The organism is Bradyrhizobium sp. WBOS07, assembly GCF_024585165.1.
GTDB lineage: Bacteria > Pseudomonadota > Alphaproteobacteria > Rhizobiales > Xanthobacteraceae > Bradyrhizobium > Bradyrhizobium japonicum_B.
On sequence record NZ_CP029008.1, the window covers coordinates 2,953,486 to 2,967,231 of the forward strand.

At 64.7% G+C, this 13,746-nt stretch carries 13 protein-coding genes; 6 read left to right on the forward strand and 7 right to left on the reverse strand.

What is annotated here, in order from left to right; translation table 11 throughout:
• Positions 1-38: 38 nt before the first annotated feature.
• Positions 39-1,811: an aspartate--tRNA ligase gene (gene aspS, locus DCM79_RS13945; protein WP_257180329.1), complete on the reverse strand. Its 1,773-nt coding sequence runs from the start codon at positions 1,809-1,811 to the stop codon at positions 39-41.
• Between the two features lie 196 nt (positions 1,812-2,007).
• Between aspS and DCM79_RS13950 the strand changes: the two genes are divergently transcribed.
• Complete coding sequence (locus DCM79_RS13950) at positions 2,008-3,480, forward strand: YdiU family protein (protein WP_257180330.1); 1,473 nt, start codon at positions 2,008-2,010, stop codon at positions 3,478-3,480.
• A 126-nt stretch (positions 3,481-3,606) separates the two neighbouring features.
• Here DCM79_RS13950 and DCM79_RS13955 read toward each other — a convergent pair whose 3' ends face one another.
• Positions 3,607-4,140, reverse strand: a complete 534-nt coding sequence (locus DCM79_RS13955) for a transposase (RefSeq protein WP_257180332.1) — start codon at positions 4,138-4,140, stop codon at positions 3,607-3,609.
• A 187-nt stretch (positions 4,141-4,327) separates the two neighbouring features.
• Here DCM79_RS13955 and DCM79_RS13960 point away from each other — a divergent pair, with 187 nt between their 5' ends.
• From DCM79_RS13960 to rnd, 5 genes are all read left to right on the forward strand, one after another.
• Entirely contained in the window at positions 4,328-5,176 is an 849-nt protein-coding gene (locus DCM79_RS13960) for a phosphodiesterase (RefSeq protein ID WP_257180333.1), read from the forward strand.
• Position 5,177: 1 nt separating this feature from the next.
• Entirely contained in the window at positions 5,178-6,128 is a 951-nt protein-coding gene (locus DCM79_RS13965) for a carbohydrate ABC transporter permease (protein WP_257180334.1), read from the forward strand.
• Entirely contained in the window at positions 6,125-6,994 is an 870-nt protein-coding gene (locus DCM79_RS13970; RefSeq protein WP_257180336.1) for a carbohydrate ABC transporter permease, read from the forward strand. Before DCM79_RS13965 ends, DCM79_RS13970 begins: the two co-directional genes overlap by 4 nt.
• Before the next feature lie 11 nt (positions 6,995-7,005).
• A complete protein-coding gene (locus tag DCM79_RS13975) occupies positions 7,006-8,337 on the forward strand; it encodes an ABC transporter substrate-binding protein (RefSeq protein ID WP_257180337.1) in 1,332 nt (443 codons plus the stop codon).
• A 409-nt stretch (positions 8,338-8,746) separates the two neighbouring features.
• Positions 8,747-9,895 (forward strand): ribonuclease D, encoded by a 1,149-nt coding sequence (gene rnd, locus DCM79_RS13980; RefSeq protein WP_028136797.1) that lies wholly within the window; start codon positions 8,747-8,749, stop codon positions 9,893-9,895.
• A gap of 164 nt (positions 9,896-10,059) precedes the next feature.
• Here the strand turns inward: rnd and DCM79_RS13985 are convergent, their stop codons facing one another.
• The 5 genes from DCM79_RS13985 to DCM79_RS14005 form a co-directional block, all read right to left on the reverse strand.
• Positions 10,060-11,442 carry an aspartate aminotransferase family protein gene (locus tag DCM79_RS13985; RefSeq protein ID WP_257180338.1) on the reverse strand — a complete coding sequence of 461 codons (1,383 nt, stop codon included), beginning with the start codon at positions 11,440-11,442 and terminating at the stop codon, positions 10,060-10,062.
• Positions 11,443-11,671: 229 nt separating this feature from the next.
• Complete coding sequence (locus tag DCM79_RS13990; RefSeq protein WP_257180339.1) at positions 11,672-11,842, reverse strand: hypothetical protein; 171 nt, start codon at positions 11,840-11,842, stop codon at positions 11,672-11,674.
• A 30-nt stretch (positions 11,843-11,872) separates the two neighbouring features.
• Positions 11,873-12,436 (reverse strand): cysteine hydrolase, encoded by a 564-nt coding sequence (locus tag DCM79_RS13995; protein ID WP_257180340.1) that lies wholly within the window; start codon positions 12,434-12,436, stop codon positions 11,873-11,875.
• A gap of 25 nt (positions 12,437-12,461) precedes the next feature.
• Positions 12,462-13,082 carry a GNAT family N-acetyltransferase gene (locus tag DCM79_RS14000; protein WP_028136800.1) on the reverse strand — a complete coding sequence of 207 codons (621 nt, stop codon included), beginning with the start codon at positions 13,080-13,082 and terminating at the stop codon, positions 12,462-12,464.
• On the reverse strand, positions 13,069-13,686 hold the full coding sequence (locus DCM79_RS14005) for a hypothetical protein (protein WP_257180341.1): 618 nt from the start codon (positions 13,684-13,686) through the stop codon (positions 13,069-13,071). Before DCM79_RS14005 ends, DCM79_RS14000 begins: the two co-directional genes overlap by 14 nt.
• Between the last annotated feature and the right edge of the window lie 60 nt (positions 13,687-13,746).

Consider the following 13,746-nt stretch of genomic DNA (forward strand, 5'->3'; position numbering starts at 1 on the left):
TCACTACGTGCTGCGCTGCGTCCGGGGCACGTACCATTTTACTTCTGCGGCAGGTTCACCCGCACATGCAGCTCACGGAGCTGCTTAGTCGTCGCTTCCGACGGGGCGCCCATCAGGAGGTCCATGGCCTGCTGGTTCATCGGGAACAGCGAGATCTCGCGCAGATTCGTGGTGCCACAGAGCAGCATCACGATGCGGTCGACGCCCGCGGCCATGCCGCCATGCGGCGGCGCGCCGTACTGGAAGGCGCGGTACATGCCGCCGAAGCGGTCGACCACTTCCTGCTCGCCGTAGCCGGCGATCTCGAACGCCTTCACCATCGCTTCCGGCACGTGGTTGCGGATGCCGCCGGAGGCGATCTCGTAGCCGTTGCAGGTGATGTCGTACTGGAACGCCTTGATGGTCAGGGGATCCTGGCCCTTCAGCGCCTCGAGGCCGCCCTGCGGCATCGAGAACGGGTTGTGCGAGAAGTCGACCTTCTTGTCGTCCTCGTTGTACTCGTACATCGGGAAGTCGACGATCCAGGCGAGCTCGAACCGCTCCTTGTCGGTGAGGTTCAATTCCTCGCCGACCTTGTTGCGGGCAAGGCCGGAGAACTTCCAGAACTTGTCGGGATCGCCGGCGACGAAGAAGGCGGCATCGCCCTCCTTGGTGCCGATCTGCGCGCGGATCGCGGCCGTGCGCTCGGGGCCGATGTTGTTCGCAAGGGGACCCGCGCCCTCGCCGCCCTCGCGCCACATGATGTAGCCGAGGCCGGGCTGACCCTCGCCCTGCGCCCACGAGTTCATGCGGTCGCAGAACGCGCGGGAGCCGCCGCCCGGCGCCGGGATCGCCCAGACCTGGTTCTTGGGATCCTCGAGCATGCGCGCGAACACCTTGAAGCCGCTTCCGCGGAAATGCTCGGAGACGTCCTGCATCTCGATGGGGTTGCGCAAATCCGGCTTGTCGCTGCCGTATTTGCGCAAGGCTTCGGCGAACGGAATCCGGCGCCAGCCCTTGGTCACCGGCTTGCCCTTTGCGAACTCCTCGAACACGCCGGTGATGACCGGCTCCATCGCCGCGAACACGTCGTCCTGCGTGACGAAGCTCATCTCGACGTCGAGCTGGTAGAACTCGCCGGGCAGACGGTCGGCGCGCGGGTCCTCGTCGCGGAAGCACGGCGCGATCTGGAAATAGCGGTCGAAGCCGCTCATCATCAAGAGCTGCTTGTATTGCTGCGGCGCCTGCGGCAGCGCGTAGAACTTGCCGGGATGGATGCGCGACGGGACGAGGAAGTCGCGCGCGCCTTCCGGCGAGGACGCGGTCAGGATCGGCGTGTTGAACTCGAAGAAGCCCTGCTCCTCCATGCGCCGGCGCATCGACTTGATGATCGCGACGCGCGTCATGATGTTCTGGTGCAGTTTTTCGCGGCGCAGATCGAGGAAGCGATACTTGAGGCGGATATCCTCAGGGTATTCCTGGTCGCCAAACACCGGCAGCGGCAGGTCGCCGGCCGGACCGAGCACCTCGATCTCGCTGATATAGACCTCGACCTTGCCGGTCGGCAGGTCGTCATTGTCGGTGCCGTCGGGGCGGCGGCGGGCCTTGCCGTCCATCCGCACCACGAATTCCGAGCGCAGCTTCTCGGCCAGCGAGAAGGCCGGCGAGTCCGGATCGACCACGCACTGGGTCAGGCCGTAATGGTCGCGCAGGTCGATGAACAGCACGCCGCCATGGTCGCGGACGCGATGGACCCAGCCCGAAAGCCGGACCGTCTCGCCGATGTTGCTCTCGCGGAGCGCGCCGCATGTATGTGACCGGTAGCGATGCATGGTCGTCCCAAAATCGATGTCTGAGGAATCGAATCGGACCACCGGAAACGGCCGGTCCGAGATTGCGGCAGGGTTTACCCGACGAGGCCCGGGGCGGCAACCAAGGGAACGCCCTGTTTTGGACCCGGAGGGCCCATTTTTGGCTTATCAGAGGGCAAGCCTTTGCCATCAGGCGTTCCAGCCCTATCTTGAGCCCATGACGGTGCATTTCCCCTTCCAGAACTCCTATTCGGCGCTGCCGGACAGCTTCTTCGCCCGCGTCGCGCCGACCCCGGTCGCTGCTCCCCGGCTGATCAAGCTGAACCGGCCGCTGGCGCTCCAACTCGGGCTCGATCCTGACCTGCTGGAGACCCCCGAGGGCGCGGCGATCCTGGCCGGCAAGACGGTTCCCGCCGGAGCGGATCCCATCGCCATGGCCTATGCCGGGCACCAATTCGGGCATTTCGTGCCCCAGCTCGGCGACGGCCGCGCCATCCTGCTCGGCGAGGTCATCGACCGGGACGGCATCCGTCGCGATATCCAGCTCAAGGGAAGCGGCCCCACCCCCTTCTCCCGCCGCGGTGATGGCCGCGCCGCGCTCGGGCCGGTGCTGCGCGAATACATCGTCAGCGAAGCGATGTTCGCTTTGGGCATTCCCACCACGCGCTCGCTCGCCGCCGTCGTCACCGGCGAGCACGTCATCCGCGAGACCGCGCTGCCCGGCGCGGTGCTGACACGCATCGCCTCCAGCCACATCCGCGTCGGCACCTTCCAGTTCTCCGCCGCGCGCGGCAACACCGAGGCGATCCGCGCCCTCGCCGATCACGTCATTGCGCGACATTACCCTGAGCTGCGCGAGGTGGAGCGGCCCTATCACGCGCTGCTCGCGGCCGTGGTCGCGCGCCAGGCCGAGCTCATCGCGCGCTGGCTGCTGGTCGGCTTCATCCACGGCGTGATGAACACCGACAACAGCTCCATCTCCGGCGAGACCATCGATTACGGTCCCTGCGCCTTCATGGACGCCTACAACCCCGCCCAGGTGTTCTCCTCGATCGACGAGATGGGCCGCTACGCCTATGCCAACCAGCCGCGCATCGCCTTGTGGAATCTGACGCGCCTCGCCGAATGCCTGCTGCCGCTGTTCGCGGACGAGCAGGAGAAAGCGGTCGCCGAGGCGCAGGACATTCTCGGCGCGTTCTCCGACCTGTTCAGCGCGGCGTATCAAGCGGGTCTTCGCCGGAAGGTCGGCCTGTTCACGGAGCGCGACGGCGACGAGGCGCTGATCCAGGACCTGCTCGATGCCATGGCCAAGAACCAGGCCGACTTCACCCTCACCTTCCGCAAGCTCGGCGATGCCGCGGCCGACGATGGCACCGACGTGCGCGCCCAGTTCATGGAGCCCGCCGCTTTCGACGAATGGGCCGGACGCTGGCGCGCCCGCATCGCGCTGGAGCCGCAGAGCGCCGCGGAGCGGAAAGCGGCGATGCACGCCGTCAATCCCATCTTCATCCCGCGCAATCACCGCGTCGAAGCCGTGATCCAGGCCGCCGTGAACGACGACGATTACGCGCCGTTCGAGGAATTGGTGAAGGTGCTGGCGCGGCCGTTCGAGGACCAGCCGGACTATGCGGCATATGCCGATCCGCCGCTGCCGGACCAGCGGGTGCTGCAGACGTTCTGCGGGACGTAGCCGCAAACTCAGTGCGTAGGGTGGATTAGCCGCAGGCGTAATCCACCACTGCTCTCCCTGCGCGGGCAGTAAAGAGGTGGATTACGCTTCGCTAATCCACCCTACAGGCTATTGCTGCCGCAATCATCATCCCCGCTCTCCGAACTCGCCGACGACCTTCGCGTCTCCGCCCCAATCCTCCGGAAACAATCCGGCGCGGACGTCGCGGTGAAACGACGAATACGGCCAGTCGCTCACCTTCGAAACGTGCCCGTGCTTCACGGGATTGTAATAGCAATACTCGACGTGGCGGGCGTAGTCGGCCTCGTCCCGGATCAAGTGCTCCCAGAAGCGTCGCTGCCAGATGCCGCGTTCAGTACGTGCGAAACGGACTGCGCTCAGCTGCTCCGTCGCCGGAAGTGCTTTGGCAAAACGGGTCTTGATCAACCGCCAGCGCACCGAAAAATCGGCATCACCCGATGGCAGCTTCCAGAATGCGTGGAGATGATCCGGCAGAACAACGAAAGCATCAATCGTAAAGGGATGACTCTGTCGCGTTGCGGCGACCGCATCTCGCAGCAGCTCGATCCGGTCGGTCAAAAGAGCCTTGCGCCGATCGAGCAGGTTCACCGTGAAGAACCAACATCCTCCGGCGACGAATGCGCGGCGATAGTCGGACATAGATCATCGGTAGCACAACTCTGAGTGGACACACAGCGGTGGATTACGCTTCGCTAATCCACCCTACGACCTTGCTGCTTGTGGACGCTGGAACCGCTGTCATCAAACTGAAACACACGCGCTCTAACCGCCTGTCAGGGTCGTCTTGCCGGAGACGTCCATCCTCCAACGGTCCCGACAGCGCGCCATGCCCTTCAAATTCATCCACCTCACCGACACGCATCTCGCCAATCCCGGCTCGACGCTCTACGGCCTCGATCCGCGCGCGCGGCTGGATGCGGCGATTGCCGACATCAACGCGCATCAGTCCGATGCTGCGTTCGCGGTCGTGACCGGCGATCTCACCCATTGGGGCGAGGCTGACTCCTACGCCAATTTCGCCGAGGCGATGGTTGCGCTGAAGATCCCGTACATCGCCATGGTCGGCAATCACGACAAGCGCGTCACCTGCCTCGACGCCCTGAAGGCCGCGCCGCGCGATGCCAACGGCTTCGTGCAGGGCACGAAGACCACCGAGCACGGCCTGTTCGTCTTCCTCGACACGCTGGACGAGACCAGCCACGCCGGCGAGATGTGCGAGAGGCGCCTGGGCTGGCTGGCGAGCACGCTGGCGGCCGCGCCCGCCGACCAACAATTCGTCGTCTTCATGCACCATCCGCCCTTCCCGGTCGGCGTCCACGCCATGGACGAGATCGGGCTGAAGCAGAGCACGGAATTCGCCGAGGTGATCGCGCCCTACCGCGCGCGCATCCGCCACCTGTTCTTCGGCCACGTGCATCGGCCGATCTTCGGCAGTTTTGGCAAGATCCCGTTCTCGACACTGCGCGGCACCAACCACCAGGTCTGGTTCGAGCTCGACCAGAGCGCGCCGCACCTCGCCAGCCACGAGCCGCCGGGCTATGGCGTGGTGCTGATCGACGACGACAACATCGTCGTGCACAGCCACGACTTCCTCGACGAAAGCCTGCGCTTCCCGTTCGAGCCGCCCGCGGGAATGGACGGCCGCGACTATGCGCTCAACTTCGCGGCACGGTGAGATGAGCCTCGCTGAACCCGCGGCTCTCCCGGTCGCGACCTCGGCGGCGCCGCGCCTCGACATCCTGCGGCGCCTCATCACCCGCTTTCAAGCCTCGCTGCCCGCCTATCTTCTGCTGCTGCCCTCGCTGGTCTTCCTCGCACTGTTCACCTATGGCGCTTTGGGCCGCGTGCTCGTCGATGCGCTGTATCAGCGCACGACGCCGAAGGCGCCGGTTCGTTTCGTCGGTCTCGACAATATCAGCGCGGTGCTGGCCGACCCCGCCTTCACCGGCGCCGTCGTCAACAATCTCATCTACGCCGTCGGCACGGCGGTCCCGAGCATCGCGCTGGCGCTGCTGTTCGCGCTGGCGCTGTCGCGCACCCACGCCGTCAGCAGCGCGCTGCGCGCCGCGCTGTTCCTGCCGGTGCTGATCCCGATGGTCGCGGCCTCCGCGCTGTTCATGTTCATCTTCCTGCCCAATGTCGGCCTGCTCGACTATTACATCGGCCGGCTGCTTCCGGTGCTGCCGAACTGGCTCGGCGATCCCGACGTCGCGCTCTACGCGATCATGGTCATCACGATCTGGAAGAATGCCGGCTATTACATGCTGTTCTTCCTCGCCGGCCTCCAGGCGGTGCCCGAGGACGTGATGGAGGCCGCCCATCTTGACGGCGCGGGTCCCTATCAGCGCCTGCGTCACATCATCCTGCCGGAGCTCAAGCCCACCTTCCTGTTCGTCACCGTCATCGCGATCCTCAACGCGGTGACGCAGGTCGACCACGTCTTCGTCATGACCCAGGGCGGGCCCTCGAACTCCACCAATCTGGTGCTGTTCTACATCTACCAGCAGGCGGTCGAGCACTACGACATCGGCAAGGCCTCGGCCGCGACGCTATTGACGCTCGCCGCCCTGATGGGCCTGACCGCGCTCTCGTTCCGCACCATGGCCAGCCGCGAGGGCGAGCCATGAAGCTGATCGACTGGCTCACCAGGGATGCCCCGCTCGCCACCCGCAATGAGATCACGCCGAAGCTCGGCTTTCTGCTGACCGTGCTGCTCGCGATCGTCTGGCTCATCCCCTTCCTGTGGATGGTCGTGGCGACGCTGCGCCCGCCCTCCGACGGCATCAACACCATGGCCGAGCTGATGCCGAGCCTGAAGCCGACGCTCGACAATGTCAGGGATGCCTGGGAGATCGGCGATTTCCCGCGCTACACGCTCAACACGACAATCATCTGCGCCGGCATCCTGCTGGTGCAGTTCGTCACCATCACGCTGGCGGGCTTTGCCTTCGCGCGCCTGAAATTCGCCGGCAAGACACTGATTTTTTATCTGTTCCTGATGCAGCTGATGCTGGTGCCGGTGCTTCTGATCGTGCCGAACTTGTCGCTGGTGGCGCAGCTCGGGCTCTACGACACGCTCACCGGCGTGATGATGCCGTTCTTCGCCTCCGCCTTCGGCACCTTCCTGATGCGCCAGGCCTTCGAGGCGATTCCGACCGAGCTGGAGGACGCCGCCCTGATCGATGGCGCCAGCCTCATTCAGCGCATCCGCCACATCTACGTGCCGCTGTCGATGCCGAGCTTCTCGGCCTTCGCCATCATCTCGGTGACCAGCCATTGGAACGACTTCCTGTGGCCGCTGATGGTGATCAATTCGCCGGACAAGCGGCCGCTCACGGTCGGCCTCTCCGTCTTCACCAAGACCGCCGAAGGCACGCAGGCCTGGGGCACCATCGCCGCCGGCACGCTGATGGTGATCGCCCCGCTGCTCGTCACCTTCCTGGTCTTCCAGAAGCGCTTCATCAGCTCTTTCGTCACCTCAGGCATCAAATAGGAGATTCTTCGATGCTGTTTTCCCGCAGGCTTGCACTCGGCCTCGCCATGATAGGCACCATGGCCGGCGCCCTCGCCTTTCCGGCGATGGCCGAAGGCCCGACCGAGATCGATCTGTTCTTCCCGGTCCCCGTCGACGGCAAGCTCGCCCGCGACATGGGCACCCTGATCAAGGAGTTCAACGAGACCCATCGCGACATCAAGGCGACCGCGGTCTACACCGGCTCCTACGACGACACGCTGATCAAGACGCGCGCCGCCATCAAGGCCGGCAAGCCGCCGTCCGCCGTGATCATGTCGGCGAACTTCCTGCTCGACATGCAGATCGAGAACGAGCTCACCAATCTCGATGCGCTGATCAAGGCCGACGGCACCACCAAGGAGCAGTTCCTCGGCCAGTTCTTCCCCGCGTTGCACGGCAATGCGGTGATCAACCGCTCGGTCTACGGCGTGCCGTTCCACAATTCGACGCCGCTGCTCTACATCAATGCCGACAAGGCCAAGGAAGCCGGCCTCGACCCAAACAAGCCGCCGCAGACCTGGGCCGAGCTCACCGACTGGGCCAAGAAGCTGACCAGGCGTGACGGCGACAAGGTGACCCAATGGGGCATCGCGATCCCCTGCGCCTATGATTATTGCGGCTGGATGATGGAAACGCTCACCATGAGCAATGGCGGCCGCTACTACAACGAGGAATTCGGCGGCGAGGTCTATTACGACACGCCCTCGATGCTCGGGGCGCTCTCCTGGTGGAACGACCTCGTCGCCAAGCACAAGGTTCACCCGCCCGGCGCCACGCCTGGACCGGCCGTCAGCACCTCCTTCATCTCGGGCAATGCCGCGATGATGATGCTGTCGACGGGCTCGCTCACTTACGTGCGCGACAACGCCAAGTTCAATTACAAGGTCGCCTTCATCCCACGTAACGTCCGCAACGCCGTGCCGATTGGCGGCGCCTCGCTGATCGTTCCGGCCGGTCTCGAAGCCGACAAGCAGAAGGCCGCCTGGACGCTGATCAAGTGGATGACCTCGCCCGAGAAGAGCGGCTGGTGGAGCCGCGCCACCGGCTATTTCGCGCCGAACATGGCGGCGTACAAGACGCCCGACATGGTCGACTTCCTGAACAAGAACCCCGACGCCAAGACCGCCGTCGAGCAGCTTGACGTCGCCAAGCCCTGGTTTGCGACCTACAAGACCGTGCCGGTCCGCAAGAACCTCGAGGACGAGGTGATGCTGGTCCTCAACGGCAAGAAGCAGCCGAAGGAAGCCCTCGCCGCCGCCCAGAAGGCCGCCGACGAGACGCTGAAGCCGTACAACGCGGAGACGTCGCTGAAGCTGCCGTAAAGCGGCCGACATCGGCTAACGACCGTCGGCGCTCCGTCATGCGGGGCGCCGAATTCGTTTGGGCAAGTCCCTCATTAACCCCCCGTCCACCATCCGGATGCGCCTACCGCCGGTAACCATTGGAATTAACAGACCCTCAACAAACCCCCGACAAATCTATCAATGTTTCTGGAGATTTCGCCGTGGATCTGTTGGTTTTCGAGTTCCTGGGGCTGGCGCTGGTCGTCATGTGCGTGATCGTGGTGGCGTTGCCCTGCGCCCGAAAATCCTCGCACCGGGTCCGTTACGAATAGAAATTTCGTCGGAAAAAGCGATTCCGGCCCCGATGCAAGGCTCGAATTCGCATCGAGCCCCTTGACATCACAGCACTTTCGGCAGAACGGCTGATATCAAGTGTCATGGGCCGTTCATGGATTTGATTACCACCACCGCTGACCTCGCGGCTGCCTGCAGCCGGCTGGCCAAGCACCCCGTCATAACCGTCGATACCGAGTTCCTGCGCGAGACCACCTACTACCCGCTGCTGTGCGTGGTGCAGATGGCCAGCGCCGAGGAAGCCATCGTCATCGACACCCTGGCTGCCGGCATCGACCTCAAGCCGTTCTTCGAGCTGATGGCCAACGAGAGCGTGCTGAAGGTCTTCCACGCCGCCCGTCAGGACATCGAGATCATCTGGCATCAGGCCGGCATCATCCCGCACCCGGTGTTCGATACCCAGGTCGCCGCGATGGTGCTCGGTTACGGCGATAGCATCGCCTACGACGCCCTGGTCGAAAAGGTTACCGGCCACCGTCCGGACAAGACCCACCGCTTCACCGACTGGTCACGCCGGCCGCTGACCAAGGAGCAGATGCATTACGCGGTATCCGACGTCACCCACTTGCGTGACGTGTTCGCCGCGCTCGACGCCGACCTCAAAAAGCGCCGCCGCAGCGAGTGGGTCTCCATCGAGATGGAGGTGCTCACCTCCCCCCGAACCTACGACTTCCATCCCGAGCGGGCCTGGGAGCGGCTGAAGACGCGCGTGCGCAAGCCGAAGGATCTCGCGGTGCTGATGGAGGTCGCGGCCTGGCGGGAGCAGGAGGCGCAGAGCCGCGACGTGCCGCGCGGCCGCGTGCTGCGTGACGAGGCGATCACCGACATCGCCACCCACGCGCCGACCACGCTGGAGAAGCTCGCCCATCTGCGCTCGGTGCCGAAAGGGTTCGAGAAATCCAAATGGGGCGCGGATATCGTCGCCGCGGTCGAGCGCGGGCTCAAGCGGGATTTTTCGACGCTGCCGAAGCTGGAAAAGCCGCGAAACAATTCCAACGGCGCCGCTATCGTCGAGCTGTTGAAGGTGCTGCTGCGGATGACCGCCGAGCGCCACGCGGTCGCCAGCAAGGTGATCGCGACGGTCGACGACCTCGAGGAGATCGCGGCTGACGACGAGGCCGACGTGCCCGCCTTGCGCGGCTGGCGCCGCGAATTGTTCGGCGATGCCGCGCTCAAGCTGAAGCGCGGCGAGCTGGCGCTGGCGATCGAAAAGGGTCGCGTGATCGGGGTGCAGCGGGCGTAGTCGGCCAGCACGATCGTCACAGCGGCGGCAGAATCAGATCCTCATCCTGAGGAGCGCGGAACGCGCGTCTCGAAGGATGAAGGCCCGGCTGGTGGCCTCGCCCTTCGAGACGCGCGCAACGTGCGCGCTCCTCAGGGTGAGGGTCCACCATCTCCAATGCTGCTCTACGCCGGCGTCAGCTTGGCCACTTCCGTCTTCATGTCGTCCAGCACGCCCGAGATCGCGGCGACCAGATCGTCGATATGGGATTTATTGACGATCAGCGGCGGGCAGATGGCGATCGCGTCCAGCATGTTGCGCGAGATCACGCCGCGCTCCTGCAGCATGCGGCTGGCGATGCCGCCGACCGCGCCGGGCGTTGCCGCCGCCGTCTTGCGGCCCTTGTCGAGCACGAGCTCGATCGCCGCGATCATGCCGACGCCGCGGACCTCGCCGACCAGGGGATGGCTGGTGAGCTCGCGCAAGCGGCCCTGCATGTAGGCGCCGAGCTCGGCCGCATGCGCGACCAGGCCGCGTTCCTCGATGATCTTGAGGTTCTCCAGCGCGATCGCCGAACCGACCGGATGGCCGCCGGCGGTAAAACCGTGGCCGAGCACGCCGATCTTGTTGCTCTCGTCCGCGATCGGCTCGAACATGCGCTCGTTCATGATGATCGCCGACAGCGGGAAATAGCTCGACGTGATCTGCTTGGAGACCACGATCGCATCCGGCTTGATGCCGTAGGTCTCGCAACCGAACATCTTGCCGGTGCGGCCGAAGCCGCAGATCACCTCGTCGGCGACCAGGAGGATGTCGTACTTCTTCAGGACCGCCTGGATCTTGTCCCAATAAGTCGCCGGCGGCACGACGACGCCGCCCGCCCCCATCACCGGCTCGCCGAAGAACGCCGCGATCGTATCGGGCCCTTCCTTCTGGATCAGCGCATCGAGCTCCTCCGCGCGGCGCGTCGCAAACGCCTCCTCGCTCTCGCCGGCGGCACCGTCCTTGTAGAAATGCGGCGAGCCCGTGTGCAGAATGTTCGGCAGCGGCAGGTCGAACGAGCGGTGATTGTTCGGCAGGCCGGTGAGGCTGGCGGAGGCGATGGTGACGCCGTGATAGGCGCGCATCCGGCTGATCACCTTCTTGCGCTGCGGCTGGCCGAGCGCGTTGGAGCGATAGGCGATCAGCTTCAACACGGTGTCGTTGGCTTCCGAGCCGGAATTGGTGAAGAACACCTTGCTCATCGCAACCGGCGCGAGCGCGACCAGCTTCTCGGCGAGGTCGATCGAGGGCCCGTGCGATTTGGCGGAGAAGGTGTGATAAAACGGCAGCGCCTGCATCTGCTTGTGCGCCGCTTCGACCAGCCGCTTCTCGTTGAAGCCGAGCCCGACGCTCCACAGCCCGGCCATCGCCTCGAAATAGCGCTTGCCCGACGCATCGAAGACGTAAGGACCATCACCGCGTTCGATCACCAGGGGACCGGCCTGCTGATGCGTGCGCGCGTTGGTGTAGGGATGGAGCTGATAGGCCACATCCCGGGCCTCTTGCGAATTGGGCAGCATGGACATTTGCGAGGATCCTTGAAAGCGTCACGTCGCAGGCATAGCCGGCGTCATCACTCGATGATCAAGTCCCTTGGCTATTGCGACAGCGCAGAACTTGCAACGCCAATTCGCCGGCAGCAAGCGCTCAGCAGCGTTGCACAAAGCCGCAGACGACAAAGCCGCGCATCACGGAACGGCACATCACGGAACGGCACATCACAGACCGCATGTCAGAACGGCTGGGCGGCAGCTCTCACGCCGCGCCGTCGTCATGCCCGTCGTCGGCGCCGGCTGCGGCTTCCCTCACCTCCACCAGCGCCATCGACAGCAGATAGACCGTCGTCGGCAGACCAAGCCTGCGCGCCTTCTCGGCGGCACGCGACAGGTCGCTGGCCAGCTCCTCGAGCTCGTCTCCCCGTGACAATCCCTCACCCCATCCGCCGGTCGCGGCCGCCTACACCGCAACGACGCCGCTGGTTCTGATCAGTTCGGCGCTGGATTGGATTGTAGCAAAATTCCCGACCACATTCACTACCGCATGCTTGTAGGCGGCGGCATCGCCTGTGCCCGGCTGTCGGCAAGCCACGGCGTCGGCGACGACCTGGTAGCGATGGCTGCGGTGAAACCCGTCGGCGGCGGTGGCCAGGATCGTCTCGTCCAGCGAAAACCCGACCAGAATGCAGTGCACACTGCGGATATTGGACATGTAGTCCACAAACCGCGACGAGCTGTAGGCAGACGGCAGCGGGTGCTCGAACGTCAGTTCCCCCGGCCGCGGCTTCATCTCCGCGATCCAATCGGTCAGCCTGGATGCCGGATTGAACCAGGCGGCCTGCGCGATGCGCTTCAGGTGCATCACCGGCCACAGATTGCCGCGCCACAGCGTCAGGAGTTCCAGGCAGCGCGCCATGGCGCCGTCGCCGTCGAGGATGACGTGGCGGCGCCCTGGGGTCAGATATTCGATCTGCAGATCCGCGCAGACCAGGATCGGCGGATCGTCGTGGATGGAAGCCAGCATTGTGTTGCGCCGAGCTGCACCAGTTTCAGCGGTCGGCGAGCGCGAGGTCCCGCAGCGGTGAGGTCACCGCCCGCCCCGCCGAGGCGTCGAGCACGCCCGGCCGGTCCCAATCGCCCTCGGGACGGATGATCACATAGGGATCGCTGTCCAGCGTGATCGCGTCCGGGCCCGGCTCGATCTCCAGCAGCATCTCCGTGTAGGAAAAATCCGAGAAGGTGATCTTGCGATTATGGCCGAGCGGCTTGGCGCCGAAATGCGCCCAGAAATCCACCAGCCTGTCCTGCGCCTGCCCGTAGATCTTGCGAAATCCCTTGCGCTTCACGTAGTCCACGCTGGCCTGCACCAGCTTGAACGAGACGCGCGAGCGCCGGTATTGGTGACGCACCGCAAGCCGCTCCACCTTGGCGAAATCGCCGAAGAAGCGCACCCGCAGGCAGCCCGCAGGTTCGTTGCCGACGAAGCCGATGAAGTGCGCCGCGACCATGTCGTTACCGTCGAACTCCTCCTCGAACGGACAATCCTGCTCGGCGAGATAGACCGCGGAGCGAATGGCGGTGACCAGCATGAGATCGTTTGGATCGCGCGCAAGGCGGATGGTGATGGCGCGGGAACTGGGCTTGGCGACGGGAATCCTAGTACCGTGCATCTGCAAAACTCCTTGCTTGAATGATCGCGCCCGGCATGCGCATCGGCTGCCGATGCCAGGGCCGCTCGTAGCACCAGAGGTCGGGCTGGAAGCTTGGGACAGGTGCAAAGCCGGTCGCCCTCATGATGTCGCGTCCGGCCACCGTTGACGGCTGCGCATAGCAATCCGCGCCGCGAAACCTTAGCTGTCGCAGATGTGCCGCCGCCTTGCCGAGACCGGCGATGCCCCGCCCCGTCGCCGCGATCGCCCAGATGTAGATGGCGGCGACGTCTTCCTTCGCGGAAGCGAGATAGTGCGTCTCCGGCGCGGTCAGGCAGATCTCGTCGAGCAGCAGCGCATCATGCCCGCGGTCATTGAGAAACAGAAAGGCCATGCCGCCGACGAGATGGCCCTTTCGGCTGAACGTCAGAATGCTCTGAGGATCGAACGTGGCATATCGCGCAAGCTCTTCCGCTCCGATCCGCACGCCCGGCACCAGCCGGTGCGCCATCTGCGCCAGCGCGGCTATTTCGGAAGATTGCGCGCACCGGACGTCCACATCCGGGCTCAGCGGCAAGGCATCGAAATCATGCCTTGCGGCAAACGAGCCCCTTTCCATACCCATATCACGCCTCTATCGTTCGAGGCTTTCGTGCCCCGCTACGCCGAGGAGCTTAGCGGCTGG